The sequence below is a fragment of the Streptomyces sp. NPDC020807 genome (assembly GCF_040641575.1).
In the GTDB taxonomy this organism is placed as follows: Bacteria; Actinomycetota; Actinomycetes; order Streptomycetales; family Streptomycetaceae; genus Streptomyces.
The window spans coordinates 293,339-310,415 of the sequence record NZ_JBFADU010000004.1; the positions used below are offsets into that span (position 1 = coordinate 293,339).

A 17,077-nucleotide genomic window follows, 5' to 3' on the forward strand; every position below is an offset into this window, starting at 1 on the left:
CGGGGGTGGTGCGGAGGTGCAGCCGGGTACGGGGCGGGGGTCACGGCCGGGGCCGTGCGCCCCGGCGGGCGACGGCCTCGCGGTAGAGGTCCGCGGTGCCCTGGGCCGCGCGGGCCCAGGTGAAACGGTCCAGGACGCGGGCCCGGCCGGCCTCGCCGAGGCGGGCACGGAGCTCGGGGTCTCCCAGCACCCGCCCCAGCGCGGCGGCCAGCGCCCCCGCGTCGCCGGGCGGCACCGCGAGGCAGGTCTCGCCGTCGGGGCCCGCGACCTCGGGGATCGCACCGCCGGTGGTGGCGACGAGCGGGGTCCCGGTGGCCATGCCCTCGGCGGCCGGCAGCGAGAAGCCCTCGTAAAGGGAGGGGACGCAGGCGACCTGGGCGGAGCGGTAGAGGTCGACGAGTTCGGCGTCGGTGATGCCCTTGACGAACTCGACGGCGCCGCCGAGCCCGTACTTCTCGATGGCCTGGGCGACGGGGCCGTCCTCGGCGCGCTTGCCGACGACGACGAGGTGGGCGTCGGGGTTCTCGGTACGGAGCTTGGCGAGCGCCTCGACGAGGTGGACGAGGCCCTTGAGGGGGACGTCGGCGCTGGAGGTGGTGACGATCCGGCCGGGGACCTCGGCGACGGCCGGGTCGGGGGACCAGAGGGTGGTGTCGGCGCCGATGTGGACGACCCGGATGCGGTCCTCCCGTACGCCGAGGTGCTCGACGATCTCCTGGCGCGAGGTGCCGGAGACGGTGAGGACGGTCGGGAGCCTGCGGGCGACGCGCTTCTGCATGCGGGTGAAGGCGTACCAGCGGCGGACGGAGGCGCGGCGCTTCCAGTCGGCGGCGGCGTCGAGTTCGAGCTGCCGGTCGACGGTGATGGGGTGGTGGATCGTGGTGACGAGGGGCGCGCCGAGGGCGCGCGGGCCGCCGAGGAGCCCGTACCCGAGGGTCTGGTTGTCGTGGACGACGTCGAAGTCGCCGCGGCGGGCGGCGAGCATCCGGCGGGCCCGGAGGGAGAAGGTGAGCGGCTCGGGGAAGCCGCCGGTCCACATGGTGGCGACCTCGAGGCCGTCGATCCAGTCGCGGTACTCGTCGCGCTTCGGGGTCCTGAAGGGGTCCGGGGAGCGGTAGAGGTCGAGGCTGGCGATCTCGGTGAGCGGGACGCCGTCGTCCAGGGTGGGGTACGGCTGCGAGCCGATGACCTCGACGCTGTGGCCGAGGCGGGCGAGCTCGCGGGAGAGGTGGCGGACGTAGACGCCCTGTCCTCCGCAGAAGGGGTTCCCCTTGTACGTGAGGAGGGCGATCCGCAGCGGACGGTCACCGTCCGCGGAGGCGGCCTGCCGGGGGCCGGCCGGGCTTGCCTCGATGGCTTCCGCGGTCATGCGCGACCCCCTTCGAGCGTGTTTCGCCGGAGCGTAACCGCTCGCGCTAATCTAGAACAAGTTACAGACTTGATCGTTCTCGATCAGTCGAGGAGGACAGAATCTACCGGCTGGTAGCTCCGTGGTGAGAGCCGGACCAGGTGATTCGCGCCACGGCGGCCGGAACGCCATACTGTCGCCCCCCACCCCACGGAACGGGACCCCATGACCGCAGAGAGCAGGCCGGAGCTCAGACCCGCGTCGCCACCCCTGACGGAGCGGCAGGAGGCGCGGCGCCGGCGCATCCTGGACGCCAGCGCCCAGCTCGCGGCGCGGGGCGGCTTCGACGCCGTGCAGATGCGCGAGGTCGCGGAGGCGGCGGGCGTGGCCCTCGGCACGCTGTACCGCTACTTCCCCTCCAAGATCCACCTCCTGGTCGCGACCATGCAGGACCAGCTCCAGCACATGCACACGACCCTGCGGAAGCGGCCCCCGGCGGGCGCGGCCCCCGCGGAGCGCGTCGCGGAGACCCTCATGCGGGCCTTCCGCGCCCTCCAGCGCGAGCCGCAGCTCGCGGACGCCATGGTGCGGGCCCTGACCTTCGCCGACCGCGGCGTGAGCCCCGAGGTCGACACGGTCTCGCGGCTGACGACCGCGATCATCCTGGACGCGATGGGGACCTCCGACCCGACCCCGCGCCAGCTGTCGGTGGTGCGGGTGATCGAGCACACCTGGCACTCGGCCCTCATCACCTGGCTGTCCGGACGGGCGTCGATCGCACAGGTGAAGATCGACATCGAGACGGTCTGCCGCCTGATCGACCTCGTGGAGCCGGAACCCCGCTGAGGGGGACCGTCCGTGCCCCGGCGCCGGGGCACGGACGGTCCCACCCGACCGGGTCAGGACCCCTGACCGGCCGTGGCGTTGCTCGCGGCGATGGCCGCCGCGCACTCCGGGCCGCTGTCGACGGCCACGAACATGACCAGCTTCAGCGGGCCCGCCGAGTGGTTGCTCGCCTGGAGCTGCCAGCTGCTCTTCTTCAGCGACTTGATGACCGAGCCGCCCGCGCCGGAGCTCCGCTGCTCGCTCCAGCCGCCCTTGGCCAGGGTCGCGACGGAGTCCGCGTACGACTTCGCCGGGTCCGCGGCCTTCTCGGCGTCGGCCGTCCAGCTGACCATGCAGTCCTTGGCCTCGGCCGGCACGCCCTCGCCGGTCGAGTCCTGCGTGAAGCCGGCCCCCGTCGCCGCGTCGGTGATCTCCTTGGTGACGGCGTCGACGTCGAGCTTCTGCCCGGCGTCACCGCCGCCACCCGAACCACCGGTCGCGGAGGACCCGGCCGAGGACGAACCCCCGGACGCGGAACCGCCCTTGTCCGAGCCGCCCTCGCTCCCGCAGCCCGCGACGAGCAGAATCACACCGGCGGCCGCGGCCACCATCTTCGCCTTGCGCACAACACTCCCAAATACGCACGCACGAAGGCTTCTTGCCCCCGTTGAACGACGCACAGTTTTGCACGTGGGAATGACGGCACCTCACGAGGCGGGCGTCCCGGGCCAGTCGGCCGGCCCTACTCCTCGGGCGGATAGACCGGTTCGCCCCCGTCCGCGAGCGTGATGAGGATCGCCTCCACGGGACAGCCCTCCGCCGCCGCCAGGATCCGCTCCCCCGCGTCCGTCTCCGGCGCGGTCGGGTGGGACTGGCGGGCCGAGTCCAGGCGGAAGCCCTTCGGGGCGTGGTTCACGCACATGCCGGAGCCGATGCAGACGCTCCGGTCGACCTCGACGTGCCAGCGGTCGCCCATCACGCGTCCCCGTATCCGGCCGGGAGGTGGATCATCTTGTGCTCCAGGTACTCGCCGAAGCCCTCGGGGCCGAACTCGCGGCCCACGCCGGAGTTCTTGTAGCCGCCGAAGGGGCCGAGCATGTCGAGGCTGAAGGTGTTGACGTTGAAGGTGCCGGTGCGCACCCGGCGCCCGAAGTCGATCCCGTGCTCGACGTCGCCGGTCCAGACGCTGCCGCTGAGGCCGAAGTCGGAGTCGTTCGCGACGCGGAGGGCCTCGGCCTCGTCCCCGTACGGCAGGAGGCAGATGACCGGGCCGAAGATCTCCTCGCGGGCGATCCGCATGGAGTTGTCGACGCCGCCGAAGAGCGTCGGCTCGACGTACCAGCCGCGGTCGAGTCCGGCCGGGCGGCCGCCGCCCGCGAGGACCTTGGCGCCCTCCGCCTGACCGATGCCTATGTAGTCGAGGGAGCGCTGCTGCTGGCGGCGGGCGACGAGCGGGCCGACCTGGGTGGCCGGGTCGAGCGGGTCGCCGACGACGAGCGCGCCGGCCGCGGCGGCGAAGGCCTCGGAGATCTCGTCGTACCGCGAGCGGGGCACCAGGATGCGGGTCTGGGCCACGCACGCCTGGCCGTTGTTCATCCAGGCGGCCGGCACGATCCCGGCGACGGCGGTGTCGAGGTCCGCGTCGGGCAGGATCACGGCGGCGGACTTGCCGCCCAGTTCGAGGGTGACGCGGGTGAGGTTGCGCGAGGCGACCTCCATGACCCGCCTGCCCGCCGCGACCGAGCCGGTGAAGGAGACCTTGTCGACGCCGGGGTGACCGACGAGGTACTCGCTGACCTCGCGGTCGGCGGGCAGGATCGACAGGACGCCCTCGGGGAGCCCGGCCTCGGCCGCGATCTCGCCGAGGATGTACGAGTCGAGCGGCGCCTCCGGGGAGGGCTTGAGCACGACGGTGCAGCCGGCGAGGAGCGCGGGCCCCAGCTTGGCTGCGGCGGTGAACTGCGGCACGTTCCACGGGATGACGGCCGCGACCACGCCGACCGGCTCGCGCCGCACGAGCAGCGGACCGAGCACGCCGCCGCGCCGCTCCTCGAAGGAGTAGTCCCGGGCGACGGTGACGGCCGCGTCCCAGACCATCATGGCGCCGAGCGCCTGGGCCATGATCGACCAGGAGTACGGTGAGCCGTTCTGCGCGCTGATGACGCGGCCGATCTCCTCGTACCGCGCGGCGATGGCGTCCTTGATGCGGGTGACGACCGCGATCCGCTCCTCCAGGGTCATCCGCGGCCAGGGCCCCTCGTCGAAGGCCCTGCGGGCGGCGGCGACGGCCCGGTCGACGTCGGCCTCGGAGGCGTGCGGGACGCGGCCGATGACCTCCTCCGTGTGCGGCGAGATCACCTCGATGACCGCGCTGCCGAGCGGGTCGGTCAACTCCCCGCCGATGAACAGCTTTCCGTGCTCCACAAGCTCGGTCATGACCGCCGCCTTCCGGGAGGACTGAGGGACGCGAAAACACTTCTGACGATGCCTCAGAACTGATACCAGTTCTAGTTATGATGGGCAACGGTCCGGTACGCGGAGATCAAGCCCCTTACGGCTTCGGGAAGATGAGGCAGACATGACCCAGGTGACCGAGCACGGCGGAGGCGTCTGGTCCCTTCGGGTCCCCATCCCGGACAACCCCCTCGGCCACACGCTCGTCCACGTCCTCGACACCGACCGCGGCCCGGTCCTCGTCGACACCGGATGGGACGACCCCGCCTCCTGGGCCGAACTCACCGCCGGGCTCACCGCCCTCGGACTCTCCGTCCGGGAGATCCACGGCGTCGTCATCACCCACCACCACCCCGACCACCACGGCCTCTCCGGCCGGGTCCGCGAGGAGTCCGGCGCCTGGATCGCCATGCACGCCGCCGACACGGCCGTCGTCCGCCGCACCCGCTCCGCCGAGCCCGGCACCTGGCTCGACTACATGACGCACAAGCTGACCGCCGTCGGCGCCCCCGAGGAGCACCTCGCCCCGCTCCGGGCCGCGCGCGCCGCCGGACGGATGCGCACCCTTCCCGGCCTGCGCTCCGCCGTCCCCGACCGCGAGATCGTCCCCGGCGAACTCCTCGACCTCGCCGGACGGCGGCTCCGCGCCGTCTGGACCCCCGGCCACACCCCCGGCCACGTCTGCCTCCACCTGGAGGAGGAGCACCCCGCCGGGCTCCCCGGCCACGGCCGCCTCTTCTCCGGCGACCACCTGCTCCCGGGGATCTCCCCCCACATCGGCCTGTACGAGAACCCGGGCGAGGCCCACGAGACCGACCCCCTCGGCGACTACCTCGACTCCCTGGAGCGCATCGGCCGCCTCGGGGTCGCCGAGGTCCTCCCGGCCCACCAGTACGCCTTCGCCGACGCCGCCGGGCGGGTCGCCGAGCTCCTCGCCCACCACGAGGAGCGCCTCACCGGGCTCCTCGCCCTCCTCTCCTCCCCCCTCACGCCGTGGCAGCTCGCCGAGCGGATGGAGTGGAACCGGCCCTGGGACCGGATCCCCCACGACTCCCGGAACATCGCCGTCAGCGAGGCCGAGGCGCACCTGCGGCGGCTCGTGAAGCTGGGCCGGGCGGAGGCGGTGGCGGGGACGGACCCGGTGACGTACGTCGCGGTGTGAGGCACGGGGGCCGCGATCCTCGGGCCGGTACAGTGTCGTGGTCGTCATCATGCCCGTACGCGGGGGGAAGCCGGTGCGAATCCGGCACTGACCCCGCAGCCGTAAGCCGCCCCCACCAGGGGACGCGCGAGTCGGAATGCCCCGCGCGGGACGTGAAGGCCGGCACCGTCGAGGAATACGGAGCCGGAGCCTGGTGCCCAGAGGCGTGCCGGAGCCCGGCCGCAGGAGAGGGCCCCATGAACACCGTCCGCCGCGCAGCCGCCGCGCTCGCGACCGCCGCCGTCGTCATCGGCTCCGGAGCGGCCCTGGCCGCCCCGGCCGCCGCCGCGCCCTCCCCCTCCACGTCCGACACGTCCGCGACGGGCACCTCCGGGGCGATCGTCGGCCTGTACGGCTCCGGTGACCCGACGTACGACGGCGTCTGGCGCCAGTCCTACGCCTTCCTCGCCCAGCGCGGCGCCGGCTACCAGCCCGCCGACCAGGCCGTGAAGTGGCTCCTCGCCCAGCAGTGCGCCGACGGCTCCTTCAGCTCGTACCGCGCGGACTCCACCAAGCCCTGCGACGACAAGACGATGCGGGACACCAACGCCACCGCGCTCGCCGTGCAGGCGCTCGGCGCCGTCCGCCGCCAGTACGTCGAACCCGAGAAGGCCGCCACGGCCGTCAAGGCCGGAACCGACTGGCTGCGGACCGTACAGAACAAGGACGGCGGCTGGAGCTACTCCCCCGGCGGCCCCAGCGACGCCAACTCGACCTCGGTCATCGTCAGCGCCCTCGCCGCGACCGGCACCAAGCCCACCGACTTCACCTCCGTCGAGGGCCACAACCCCTACGACGCGCTCCTCTCCTTCGCCCTGCCCTGCTCGTCCTCCGACAAGGCGGACGCGGGCGCCTTCGCGTACCAGCCCGACAAGGACGGCAAGCTGGTCGCCAACGCGGACGCGACGGCCGCCGCCACCCTCGCCGGGCTCGGCAAGAGCGTCGTCGCCCGCAAGGTCGAGCCCGAGCAGAAGCCGACCTGCCAGGACCTGACGAAGCCGACCGCCGAGCGGGCCGCGCTCAACGGCTCCGCCTACCTGGCGAAGGCCCTCGCGAAGACCGGTTACCTCGTCGCCCCGCCGATGCCCGGCGCCACCGACACCACCGAGAAGCCCGACGTCGGCAACACCGCCGACGCCGTCATCGCGCTCGCCGCGACCGGCGCCACCGACGAGGCGCTGCCCTCCCTGGAGTGGCTGCAGGAGAACTCCGCCGCGTGGGCGAAGAAGAACGGCCCCGCCGCGTACGCGCAGCTGATCCTCGCGGCCCGCTCGATGGACACGGACCCGAGCGCCTTCGGCACCGTCAACCTGGTCTCGGAGCTCAACGCCCTCGGCCCCGAGCCGAAGGTCGCGGACAACTCCACCGCCGCCACGGACGACGAGGACTCCGGCTTCGACGTCTGGTGGATCATCGGCATCGGCATGGTCGTCGGCGTCGGCATCGGCTTCCTCATGAGCGGCCGCAAGAAGTGACCTCCCGGACGTTCGCCGGCAGGGTCGCCGCCGCCGGCGCGGCCCTGACGCTGACCGCCCTCGCGGCTGCCCCGGCGCAGGCCGCCGGCTACCGCTACTGGTCGTTCTGGGAGAGCGACGGCGGCAAGCCCTGGGCGTACGCCACCCTCGGCCCGGCGACGGCCCGCCCCGCCGACGGCGCCACGATCGGCTTCCGCTTCGCGGTCAGCGAGGGCACGAGCGACACCTCCACGCCGACCCCCGCCCCCGACTTCGCGAAGATCTGCGGGGACGTGGCGGAGAAGTCCGGGACCAAGCGGATCGCGGTCGTCGTCGACTTCGGCGGCCCGAAGGACGCCCCGCCGGGCGAGACGCCGCCCGCCGAGACGGTCCGGCTCGGCTGCGCCCAGGTCCCCGAGTCCGGTTCGGGCGCGGAGGCGCTCGCTGCGGTGGCGAAGCCGCTGCGGTACAACGACGCGGCGATGCTGTGCGCCATCGCGGGATACCCGTCGAAGGGCTGCGGCGAGCAGGTGGCCGAGGCCCCGGACACGACCGCGACCCCCTCGGGGAGCCCCGCCTCGGCCTCCGGCGCGAAGCCGGTCGACGGCGGCCCGTCGTTCGGCGTGCTCGCCGGCGGGGCGGCCGTGCTCGCCCTCGGCGGGGCGGCGATCTGGAAGGCCCGCCGGCGCGGATGACTCCCGCCCCCCGTCCCGCCCGCACGACGACGCCCGCCCCGACGGTCCACGCGTCGTTCACGGCCCCCGTCGCGTTCACGGCCCCCGTCGCGAACCGCTCGAACGCCCTGCACGCCGGAGCCTGGTGGCTGTGGGCGCTCGGCCTGGCCGTCGCCGCCTCCCGCACCACGAACCCGCTGCTCCTCGGCCTGCTGGTCGGGGTCGCGGGGTACGTCGTCGCGGCCCGCCGCACGGACGCGCCCTGGGCCCGCTCGTACGGCGCGTTCGTGAAGCTCGGCCTGTTCGTCGTCTTCCTGCGCGTGGTCTTCTCGCTGCTCCTGGGATCGCCGATCCCGGGGACGCACACCCTGTTCACCCTGCCCGAGGTGCCCCTGCCCGACTGGGTGCAGGGGATCCGGATCGGGGGTCGGGTCACGGCCGAGCAGCTGGTCTTCGCCCTGTACGAGGGCGCGAAGCTGGCGACCCTGCTGATCTGCGTCGGCGCGGCGAACGCGCTGGCCAACCCGGCCCGGCTGCTCAAGTCGCTGCCGGGCGCGCTGTACGAGGCGGGGGTCGCCGTCGTCGTGGCGATGACGTTCGCGCCGAACATGGTCGCGGACGTGTCCCGGCTCCGTACGGCCCGCCGGCTGCGCGGGCGCCCGACGGGCGGGGTGCGGGCGGTGCTCCAGATCGGCCTGCCCGTACTGGAAGGAGCGCTGGAGCGCTCGATCGCGGTGGCGGCGTCGATGGACGCGCGGGGATACGGCCGGACGGCCCAGGTCCCGCCCTCGGTCCGCCGCACGACGAACCTCCTCACCCTCGGCGGCCTCCTCGGCGTCTGCGCGGGCTCGTACGGGCTCCTCGCGGCGGAGGGAGCGGGGTACGGGCTGCCGCTCCTCGCCGCGGGCCTGCTCGCGGCGATGGCCGGGCTCCGGCTCGGGGGCCGCCGGACCGTCCGCACGCGCTACCGCCCCGACCGCTGGGGCGCCAGGGCCTGGCTGGTGGCGGGCTCGGGGATCGCGGTCGCGGTCCTGATGATCTGGGCGAACCAGTACGCGCCGGAGGCGCTGCACCCCGGGGTCGTACCGCTCGAAGCGCCGCAGCTGCCGGTGTGGCCGGCGCTGTCGGTCTTGGTGGGCCTGCTGCCGGCGTGGGTGGCGCCCGTACCCCCGACCGTCGGCAAGGAGTCCGTGTCGTGATCAGCTTCGAGAACGTCTCCGTCCGGTACGCGGAGGACGCCCCGCCGACGCTCCGGGACGTGAACCTCACGATCCCCGAAGGCGAGCTCGTGCTGCTCGTCGGCCCGTCCGGCGTCGGCAAGTCGACCCTGCTCGGCACGGTGTCCGGCCTGGTCCCGCACTTCTCGGGCGGCACGCTGACCGGCCGGGTGACGGTCGACGGCCGGGACACCCGGACGCATCCGCCGCGGGAGCTCGCGGACGTGGTGGGCACGGTGGGCCAGGACCCGTCGGCGCACTTCGTGACGGACACGGTGGAGGACGAGCTCGCGTACGGCATGGAGTCCCTGGGCCTCGCGCCCGCCGTCATGCGGCGGCGGGTCGAGGAGACCCTCGACCTCCTGGGCCTCGCGGAGCTCCGCGACCGCCCGATCGCGACGCTCTCCGGCGGCCAGCGCCAGCGGGTCGCGATCGGCTCGGTCCTGACCCCGCACCCCAAGGTCCTCGTCCTCGACGAGCCGACGTCGGCGCTGGACCCGTCGGCGGCGGAGGACGTCCTCGCGGTGCTCCAGCGCCTGGTCCACGACCTCGGCACGACGGTCCTGCTGGCCGAGCACCGCCTGGAGCGGGTGGTCCAGTACGCGGACCAGGTGCTGCTGCTGCCGGAGGCGGTGCTCGGCACGCCCGCCGAGATGATGGCGGTCTCGCCGATCCACCCGCCGGTGGTGGGCCTGGGCCGGGTGGCGGGCTGGGATCCGCTGCCGCTCACGGTGCGGGACGCGCGGCGACGGTCGGGCGCACTGAAGGAGCGCCTGGCGGACCGGCTGCCGGCGGCGGGGACATCGGCGAACCCTGCGGGGCGTCTCCCCCACCCCGCCCCTTCCCGAAACCGGGGCGCTGCCCCGGACCCCGGTCCTCAGACGCCGGACGGGCTGGAGGGTGCCGCCCTGTCCAGGCCGGACGAGCTGGAGAGTGCCGCCCTGACCGAGCCGCAGGCGTCGGGCGTGCTCCGCGTTTCGGCGGCGGCACCTCCAGCCCCGCCGGCGCTTGAGGCGCGGGGGTCCGGGGGCAGCGCCCCCGATTCAGCCGGTCCGGCGCTTGAGGACCGGGGTCCGGGGCAGGGCCCCGATTCAGCCCCGCCGGCGCTTGAGGCGCAGGGGCCCGGGGGCAGCGCCCCCGAATCAGCCCCGCCGGCGCTTGAGGCGCAGGGGCCCGGGGGCAGCGCCCCCGAATCAGCCCCGCCGGCGCTTGAGGACCGGGGTCCGGGGCAGGGCCCCGGTTTCGGGAAGGGGCGGGGTGGGGGCTTCCTCCCGTTCCTGCGACGGCGCCGCACCCTCCCCCCGGCACCCACCCCCACCGCCCCCCTCCTCCTCGCCGAAGGCCTCCGCGTCCGCCGCGGCCGCGTCGAAGCCCTCCGCCGCGTCGACCTGACCGTCCAGCCGGGCGAGACCGTCGCCCTCATGGGCCGCAACGGCGCCGGCAAGTCCACCCTGCTCTCCACGCTCGTCGGCATGGTCGAGCCGACCGCCGGCACGGTCCGGGTCGCGGGCCGGATCCCGCACACGACCGCCCCGGCGGAGCTGATCCGCCAGGTCGGCCTGGTCCCGCAGGAACCCAGGGACCTCCTCTACGCGGACACGGTCGCCGCCGAGTGCGGCGCCGCCGACGCGGACGCGCACGCGGCCCCCGGCACCTGCCGCGCCCTCGTCGAGGAGCTGATCCCGGGGCTCGCCGACGAGACCCACCCACGCGACCTCTCCGAGGGGCAGCGCCTCGCGCTCGCGCTGGCCGTCGTCCTGACCGGCCGCCCGCCCCTTCTCCTCCTCGACGAGCCGACCCGCGGCCTCGACTACGCGGCCAAGGCGCGCCTGGTCGCGCACCTGCGCGCCCTGGCGGCGGACGGTCACGCGATCGTGCTGGCGACGCACGACGTGGAGCTGGCCGCGGAGCTCTCCGACCGTGTGGTGATCATCGCGGACGGCGAGGTCGTCGCCGACGGCCCGACGGCCGAGGTCGTCGTCTCCTCGCCCGCCTTCTCGCCGCAGGTGGCGAAAATCCTCGCGCCGCTGCCGTGGCTCACGGTCGAGCAGGTGGAGGCGGCGCTGTGACGCGAACAGACACCCGCTCCGTCCGCGTCCTCCGCCTCGGCCCCCGCTCGGTCGCCGCCCTCGTCCTCGTCTCCCTGGTCGGGCTCGCCGCCTTCACGTGGCCGCTCTTCGCGGACGCGGACTCGGCCGTGACCTCGCACGCGGGCGACGCCCCGTGGCTCTTCGCCGCGCTGCTCCCCCTCCTCGTCGCCGTCGTCGTCGCGACCATCGCCGACTCCGGCATGGACGCGAAGGCGGTCGCGATGCTGGGCGTGCTCGCCGCCGTGGGCGCGGCGCTGCGTCCCCTGGGCGCGGGGACGGGCGGCCTGGAGCCGATGTTCTTCCTGATGGTGCTGAGCGGCCGGGTCCTCGGTCCGGGCTTCGGCTTCGTCCTCGGCGCGGTCACGATGTTCGCGTCGGCCCTGCTCACGGGCGGTGTGGGCCCGTGGATGCCGTTCCAGATGCTGTCGATGGGCTGGTTCACGATGGGCGCGGGGCTGCTGCCGGGCCCGGACCGGGTCCGGGGGCGAGCCGAGCTGCTGATGCTGTCCGCGTACGGGTTCGTGGCGGCGTTCGCGTACGGGACGATCATGAACCTTCAGGGCTGGGTGCTGCTCCAGGGCCTGAGCAGCGGGATCTCCTTCCAGCCGGGCGCGAGCCTGCCGGAGAACCTGGTCCGCTTCCTCGCTTACGTCACCGCCACGTCCCTCGGCTGGGACCTCGGCCGGGCCGTTCTCACCGTGGTCCTCACCCTCACCATCGGATCCACGCTCCTGAAGGCGCTTCGCCGTGCGACTCGAAGGGCGAACTTCGAGGCCCAGGTCACATTCGAAGGCCCGAAAAAGGGCCTCGCGGGTGAGGCGCCCCACAGGACCCACGTCACAAACGAGCCGGAATAGTAGACGGGCAAACTCGCCCAAATCACGCCACACGCTCCGGTGACCTGCGGAAACACCTCAAGCCACTCGTCCGGCATCTACCCCCCACATCCGAACCTTCCTCGTAATGGGGGTCATTGCGCCGGGGCTCCGGGCCTGGTTCATTGGAGGACGTCGCCAGGCAGCCGGTGTTCACCACGGAGCCTCGGACGGCCGGTTCCCCCCAGATCCCGGTTCCCCCGGGCCCTGGTTCCGGCTTGCCGAAAACGCCCGGCGCGGTCCTTGTTCCCGACGTTAGGTAGATACGTTGATCAGCTCGCTCACCACTCGTGCCGTTGCCCGCAAGCGCACCCTCGCCGCCACCGCGGCCGTCCTGCTGGGCGCGACGGGCGTGGCGCTCGGTACGACGGGCTCGGCTTCCGCCGCCAGCCCGCAGGAGCTCGCTCGTCAGATCGTCCCCGCCTCGCAGTACGCGTCCTTCAGCAAGATCGTCGCTCACGAGTCCGGCTGGAACCACACCGCCACCAACTCGTCCAGCGGCGCCTACGGCCTCGTCCAGGCCCTCCCGGCCTCGAAGATGTCCTCGGCCGGCTCCGACTGGAAGACCAACCCGGCCACGCAGATCAAGTGGGGCCTGAACTACATGAACGAGCGCTACGGCTCCCCGAACGCCGCCTGGGCGTTCTGGCAGGCCAACGGCTGGTACTAAGCCGACAGCCGCCAGCCGCCAGCCGCCGGCGGTCAGCCGCCGGCCCATCGCAAGGCCCCGCCCTCCTCACGGAGGGGCGGGGCCTGCGGCGTTTCCGGACGGCACTTCCGCCGCCCGAGCGCGGCGGACCGCCCGGCGGAGCGCCCTGGCGGAGTCCCAGGTGGAGCGCCTGGCGGAGCGCCCGGCAGAGTGCCCGGCGGAGCGCCAGGTGGAACCCGGCCGCTCGGCTACTCCGCGGCCGGCAGCACCTCCCGCACGAGGCGCAGCGCCTGCGGCAGCTCGGTCAGCTCCACGCCCCAGGTCGGGAAGTGGCCGCCCTCCGGGGTGAGGGTGACGGTGGCTCCCAGGTCGCGGGCGAAGGAGACCAGGTGCTCGGGGGTGGCGTCGCCGGTGACCGGGTCGTCCACCGCGTGCAGCACGCGCACCTCGCGCACCGCGCGCCGGATCCGGCCCCAGTCGAAGCCGGGCTCGAAGAAGTCGGCGAGTGCCTCGTACCCGACCTCCTTGGCCATGCTGGCGACGAGCACGACACCGGCGTACGGGCCGTACGTGTCGGTGTCGTGCTCCTGGAGCAGGCGCAGGACGTTGACCCCGCCGAGGCTGTGGCCGACGAGGACGGTGTCGGGCGCGGCGGCCGGGTCGGCCTCGGCGACGAGGGCCTTCAGCCAGGCCTCGGGCCGCGGGGTCTCCGGGTCGGGCAGGTCGGGGATGCGGACCTCGTGCCCCTCGGGGGCGAGCGCGGTCCGCAGGGACGGGTACCAGAGCGTGTCACCGGTGGTGGCGAGCATGTGCGAGACGACGATCGTGCTCATGTGGAGGATCCCCCGTGGATTCGTGCCATGGATTCCGGATCCGTTCTCCGGACCCTTCAATCGAAACGATACGTAGCGTTTCGATTGCTGTCAACGCGCTGCTACGGTGAAGTCCATGGCAGGAACGAACGCGCGGACAGGCGGCAGGGTCCGCAGCGAGGAAGCACGCGACGCGGTACTGACGGCCGCCGCGGAACTCGTCGAGGAGGCCGGATACGGCGAGCTCACCATGGAGGGCGTGGCGGCACGGGCCGGTGTCGCCAAGAGCACGCTCTATCGCTGGTGGAAGACGAGACCCGCCCTGGTCATGGACGCCTACGGCCCCGCGCTCGCCCGCCGGATGCCCGAGCCGGACACCGGGGGCGTGGCCACGGACCTGGTGGCTTTCGTCGAGCAGCTGTACCGCGTGGTCGAGCACCCGTTCCGGGTCAACGCCCTGCGCGGCCTGATGGCCGAGGCCCAGCTCGACCCGTCGTTCGCCGTGCGGTTCGAGGAGTGGGCCCAGACCCGGCGGGCGGTCGTGGCCGGGCTGCTGCGCCGGGGCGTCGAGCGGGGCGAGCTGGCCCCGGACCTGGACCTGGAGTACGCGGTCGACCTGGTCTTCGGGCCCTTCTGGTACCGGCTCCTGGTCGGGCACGCGCCCCTGGATCCGGCCGACGCGGAGCCCCACGTGCGGCGACTGCTGGGCGGTCTGGCCGCCACCGCGTGAGGAAGGGGCCGGGGGGCGCGTCCGCACCCCGGCCCCCGCCCTTCCCCGTCGAGCCCCTACAGGCGCTGGATGATCGTCCCCGTCGCCAGCGCCCCGCCCGCGCACATCGTGATCAGCGCGAACTCCTTGTCGGTGCGTTCCAGCTCGTGCAGGGCGGTGGTGATGAGCCGCGCCCCCGTCGCCCCCACCGGATGGCCGAGGGCGATGGCGCCGCCGTTGACGTTCACCTTCTCCAGGTCCTGGTCGAAGACCTGCGCCCAGCTGAGCACCACCGACGCGAAGGCCTCGTTGATCTCGACGAGGTCGATGTCCCGCAGCGACATCCCGGCCTTGCCGAGCACCGCCCGCGTCGCGTCGACCGGACCGTCGAGGTGGTAGTGCGGGTCGGCGCCGACGAGGGCCTGCGCGACGATCCGGGCGCGCGGCCGGAGCTTGAGGGCGCGGGCCATGCGCTTGGAGGCCCACATGATCGCGCAGGCGCCGTCGGAGATCTGCGAGGAGTTCCCGGCGGTGTGGACGGCGGTCGGCATGACCGGCTTGAGCCGGGACAGGCCCTCCATGGTGGTGTCGCGCAGACCCTCGTCGCGGTCGACGAGCCGCCACATGCCCTGCCCGGCGGCCTGCTCGGCCTCCGTCGTCGGGACCTGCACGGCGAAGGTCTCGCGCTTGAACCGCTCCTCTGCCCAGGCGGCCGCGGCCCTCTCCTGGGAGAGCAGGCCGAGGGAGTCGACGCGCTCGCGGGTGAGGCCGCGGCGGCGGGCGATGCGCTCGGCGGCCTCGAACTGGTTGGGCAGGTCGACGTTCCACTCGTCGGGGAACGGCTTGCCGGGCCCGTGCTTGGAGCCGGAGCCGAGCGGCACGCGGGACATGGCCTCGACGCCGCAGCTGATGCCGATGTCGATGACCCCGGCGGCGACCATGTTGGCGACCATGTGACTGGCCTGCTGCGAGGAGCCGCACTGACAGTCGACGGTGGTGGCGGCCGTCTCGTACGGCAGCCCCATGGTGAGCCAGGCGGTGCGCGCCGGGTTCATGGACTGCTCGCCGGCATGGGTGACCGTACCGCCGACGATCTGCTCGACGCAGTCGGCGTGGATGCCGGTTCGACCGAGGAGTTCGCGGTAGGTCTCGCCCAGGAGGTAGGCGGGGTGGAGGTTGGCGAGCGCGCCTCCGCGCTTGCCGATCGGCGTGCGTACGGCTTCGACGATGACGGGTTCCGCGGCCATGAGCTCGTCCTCTCCTCGACCGGTCGTGGTGTCCCGGCACCTCGTCCGGTCGGCGTCACGGGGTAACTAGTACGCGTTCTAGTTCTGCAAGCAGTCTTATGACTGCTACCCCGGGTACGCAAGGGTCCGGGACGCAACAGTTCCCGCTCCGACCCTTGCTACTTGGAGAAGTCGTTACTAACTTTCGCGACAGTTTCTGATGGACCATCAGATTATGGAGGCGTGTTGCCGATGCCCTGTCCTCACCTTCCCGAAGGGTTCGACGCCACCGATCCCGATCTGCTCCGCACCCGCGTGCCCTTCCCCGAGTTCGCCGAACTGCGGCGGACCGCGCCCGTGTGGTGGTGCCCCCAGCCGACCGGGATCACCGGCTTCCAGGACTCCGGGTACTGGGCCGTCACGCGCCACGCGGACGTCAAGTACGTCTCCACGCACCCGGAGTTGTTCTCCTCGAACCTCAACACGGCCGTCATCCGCTTCAACGAGTCCATCGCCCAGGAGCAGATCGACGTCCAGAAGCTGATCATGCTCAACATGGACCCGCCGGAGCACACCCGGGTCCGCCAGATCGTCCAGCGCGGCTTCACACCCCGGGCGATCCGCGGCCTGGAGACGGCCCTGCGCGACCGCGCCCGGGCCATCGCCGAGGAGGCCAGGGCCGCCGCGGACGCCGACGGCACCTTCGACTTCGTCACCCGGGTCGCCGTCGAACTGCCCCTCCAGGCCATCGCCGAACTCATCGGCGTGCCGCAGGAGGACCGCTCCCGGATCTTCGACTGGTCGAACAAGATGATCGCGTACGACGACCCGGAGTACGCCATCACCGAGGAGGTCGGCGCCGAGGCCGCCATGGAGCTCATCGGCTACGCGATGGGCATGGCCGCCGAGCGCAAGGAGTGCCCGGCCGCCGACATCGTCACCCAGCTCGTCGCCGCCGAGGGCCAGGGCAACCTCTCCTCCGACGAGTTCGGCCTCTTCGTCCTGCTGCTCGCCGTCGCCGGCAACGAGACCACGCGCAACGCCATCAGCCACGGCATGCACGCCTTCCTCACCCACCCCGACCAGTGGGAGCTCTTCAAGCGGGAGCGTCCGGCGACCGCCGCCGAGGAGATCGTGCGCTGGGCGACCCCCGTCGTCTCCTTCCAGCGGACCGCGACCCAGGACACCGAGATCGGCGGGCAGAAGATCCGCGCGGGCGACCGCGTCGGCATCTTCTACTCCTCCGCCAACAACGACCCGGAGGTCTTCACCGAACCCGAGCGCTTCGACATCACCCGCGACCCGAACCCGCACCTCGGCTTCGGCGGTGGCGGACCCCACTTCTGCCTCGGCAAGTCGCTCGCGATCAAGGAGATCGAGCTGATCTTCAACGCGATCGCGGACGTCCTCCCGGACCTCACGCTGGTGGGCGAGCCGCGACGGCTGCGGGCGGCGTGGCTGAACGGCGTGAAGGAGCTGAGGGTCCGCACGTCCGCGTGACGCCGGGCCGGGCGGTGGCGCCGTGCCCCCACGGCGGCACCGC

At 73.2% G+C, this 17,077-nt stretch carries 16 protein-coding genes and 1 riboswitch; of the genes, 10 read left to right on the forward strand and 6 right to left on the reverse strand.

Annotated elements, in window-relative coordinates:
* Positions 1–40: 40 nt before the first annotated feature.
* Positions 41–1,369 (reverse strand): glycosyltransferase family 4 protein, encoded by a 1,329-nt coding sequence (locus tag AB0G79_RS09175; protein ID WP_360802599.1) that lies wholly within the window; start codon positions 1,367–1,369, stop codon positions 41–43.
* A gap of 204 nt (positions 1,370–1,573) precedes the next feature.
* On the opposite strand from AB0G79_RS09175, the gene AB0G79_RS09180 reads away from it, so the two are divergent.
* On the forward strand, positions 1,574–2,194 hold the full coding sequence (locus AB0G79_RS09180) for a TetR family transcriptional regulator (protein WP_360802601.1): 621 nt from the start codon (positions 1,574–1,576) through the stop codon (positions 2,192–2,194).
* A 53-nt stretch (positions 2,195–2,247) separates the two neighbouring features.
* Here AB0G79_RS09180 and AB0G79_RS09185 read toward each other — a convergent pair whose 3' ends face one another.
* From AB0G79_RS09185 to AB0G79_RS09195, 3 genes are all read right to left on the reverse strand, one after another.
* Complete coding sequence (locus AB0G79_RS09185) at positions 2,248–2,799, reverse strand: hypothetical protein (protein WP_360802604.1); 552 nt, start codon at positions 2,797–2,799, stop codon at positions 2,248–2,250.
* 116 nt (positions 2,800–2,915) lie between these two features.
* Positions 2,916–3,149, reverse strand: coding sequence for a ferredoxin (locus AB0G79_RS09190; RefSeq protein ID WP_360802606.1), 234 nt, complete (start codon positions 3,147–3,149; stop codon positions 2,916–2,918).
* Positions 3,149–4,609, reverse strand: a complete 1,461-nt coding sequence (locus AB0G79_RS09195) for an aldehyde dehydrogenase (protein WP_360802609.1) — start codon at positions 4,607–4,609, stop codon at positions 3,149–3,151. The genes AB0G79_RS09190 and AB0G79_RS09195 overlap by 1 nt, the downstream gene beginning before the upstream one ends.
* A 142-nt stretch (positions 4,610–4,751) precedes the next feature.
* Here AB0G79_RS09195 and AB0G79_RS09200 point away from each other — a divergent pair, with 142 nt between their 5' ends.
* The 7 genes from AB0G79_RS09200 (at position 4,752) to AB0G79_RS09230 (ending at position 12,808) form a co-directional block, all read left to right on the forward strand.
* On the forward strand, positions 4,752–5,789 hold the full coding sequence (locus AB0G79_RS09200; RefSeq protein WP_360802612.1) for an MBL fold metallo-hydrolase: 1,038 nt from the start codon (positions 4,752–4,754) through the stop codon (positions 5,787–5,789).
* 63 nt (positions 5,790–5,852) lie between these two features.
* Positions 5,853–5,931: riboswitch (cobalamin riboswitch) on the forward strand.
* Between the two features lie 94 nt (positions 5,932–6,025).
* Positions 6,026–7,303, forward strand: a complete 1,278-nt coding sequence (locus tag AB0G79_RS09205; RefSeq protein ID WP_360802615.1) for a prenyltransferase/squalene oxidase repeat-containing protein — start codon at positions 6,026–6,028, stop codon at positions 7,301–7,303.
* Positions 7,300–7,977 (forward strand): SCO2322 family protein, encoded by a 678-nt coding sequence (locus AB0G79_RS09210; protein WP_360802618.1) that lies wholly within the window; start codon positions 7,300–7,302, stop codon positions 7,975–7,977. Before AB0G79_RS09205 ends, AB0G79_RS09210 begins: the two co-directional genes overlap by 4 nt.
* A complete protein-coding gene (locus AB0G79_RS09215; RefSeq protein ID WP_360802621.1) occupies positions 7,974–9,155 on the forward strand; it encodes an energy-coupling factor transporter transmembrane component T in 1,182 nt (393 codons plus the stop codon). The genes AB0G79_RS09210 and AB0G79_RS09215 overlap by 4 nt, the downstream gene beginning before the upstream one ends.
* On the forward strand, positions 9,152–11,242 hold the full coding sequence (locus tag AB0G79_RS09220; protein ID WP_360802624.1) for an ATP-binding cassette domain-containing protein: 2,091 nt from the start codon (positions 9,152–9,154) through the stop codon (positions 11,240–11,242). Before AB0G79_RS09215 ends, AB0G79_RS09220 begins: the two co-directional genes overlap by 4 nt.
* Positions 11,239–12,120, forward strand: a complete 882-nt coding sequence (locus AB0G79_RS09225) for an ECF transporter S component (protein ID WP_360802627.1) — start codon at positions 11,239–11,241, stop codon at positions 12,118–12,120. The genes AB0G79_RS09220 and AB0G79_RS09225 overlap by 4 nt, the downstream gene beginning before the upstream one ends.
* 286 nt (positions 12,121–12,406) lie before the next feature.
* On the forward strand, positions 12,407–12,808 hold the full coding sequence (locus AB0G79_RS09230; RefSeq protein WP_360802630.1) for a transglycosylase SLT domain-containing protein: 402 nt from the start codon (positions 12,407–12,409) through the stop codon (positions 12,806–12,808).
* Positions 12,809–13,035: 227 nt separating this feature from the next.
* Here the strand turns inward: AB0G79_RS09230 and AB0G79_RS09235 are convergent, their stop codons facing one another.
* On the reverse strand, positions 13,036–13,620 hold the full coding sequence (locus tag AB0G79_RS09235; RefSeq protein ID WP_360802633.1) for an alpha/beta fold hydrolase: 585 nt from the start codon (positions 13,618–13,620) through the stop codon (positions 13,036–13,038).
* Between the two features lie 115 nt (positions 13,621–13,735).
* Here AB0G79_RS09235 and AB0G79_RS09240 point away from each other — a divergent pair, with 115 nt between their 5' ends.
* Complete coding sequence (locus AB0G79_RS09240; RefSeq protein WP_360802636.1) at positions 13,736–14,329, forward strand: TetR/AcrR family transcriptional regulator; 594 nt, start codon at positions 13,736–13,738, stop codon at positions 14,327–14,329.
* Positions 14,330–14,385: 56 nt separating this feature from the next.
* Here AB0G79_RS09240 and AB0G79_RS09245 read toward each other — a convergent pair whose 3' ends face one another.
* Complete coding sequence (locus tag AB0G79_RS09245; RefSeq protein WP_360802639.1) at positions 14,386–15,555, reverse strand: steroid 3-ketoacyl-CoA thiolase; 1,170 nt, start codon at positions 15,553–15,555, stop codon at positions 14,386–14,388.
* Positions 15,556–15,786: 231 nt separating this feature from the next.
* On the opposite strand from AB0G79_RS09245, the gene AB0G79_RS09250 reads away from it, so the two are divergent.
* Positions 15,787–17,034: a cytochrome P450 gene (locus AB0G79_RS09250; protein ID WP_360802642.1), complete on the forward strand. Its 1,248-nt coding sequence runs from the start codon at positions 15,787–15,789 to the stop codon at positions 17,032–17,034.
* The last annotated feature ends 43 nt before the right edge of the window (positions 17,035–17,077 follow it).

Coding starts and splice junctions, on each gene's coding strand:
- AB0G79_RS09175 (WP_360802599.1), bottom strand. CDS start 1,369: ATGACCGCGGAAGCCATCGAGGCAAGCCCGGCCGGCCCCCGGCAGGCC.
- AB0G79_RS09180 (WP_360802601.1), top strand. CDS start 1,574: ATGACCGCAGAGAGCAGGCCGGAGCTCAGACCCGCGTCGCCACCCCTG.
- AB0G79_RS09190 (WP_360802606.1), bottom strand. CDS start 3,149: ATGGGCGACCGCTGGCACGTCGAGGTCGACCGGAGCGTCTGCATCGGC.
- AB0G79_RS09195 (WP_360802609.1), bottom strand. CDS start 4,609: ATGACCGAGCTTGTGGAGCACGGAAAGCTGTTCATCGGCGGGGAGTTG.
- AB0G79_RS09200 (WP_360802612.1), top strand. CDS start 4,752: ATGACCCAGGTGACCGAGCACGGCGGAGGCGTCTGGTCCCTTCGGGTC.
- AB0G79_RS09205 (WP_360802615.1), top strand. CDS start 6,026: ATGAACACCGTCCGCCGCGCAGCCGCCGCGCTCGCGACCGCCGCCGTC.
- AB0G79_RS09215 (WP_360802621.1), top strand. CDS start 7,974: ATGACTCCCGCCCCCCGTCCCGCCCGCACGACGACGCCCGCCCCGACG.
- AB0G79_RS09235 (WP_360802633.1), bottom strand. CDS start 13,620: ATGAGCACGATCGTCGTCTCGCACATGCTCGCCACCACCGGTGACACG.
- AB0G79_RS09240 (WP_360802636.1), top strand. CDS start 13,736: ATGGCAGGAACGAACGCGCGGACAGGCGGCAGGGTCCGCAGCGAGGAA.
- AB0G79_RS09245 (WP_360802639.1), bottom strand. CDS start 15,555: ATGGCCGCGGAACCCGTCATCGTCGAAGCCGTACGCACGCCGATCGGC.
- AB0G79_RS09250 (WP_360802642.1), top strand. CDS start 15,787: ATGCCCTGTCCTCACCTTCCCGAAGGGTTCGACGCCACCGATCCCGAT.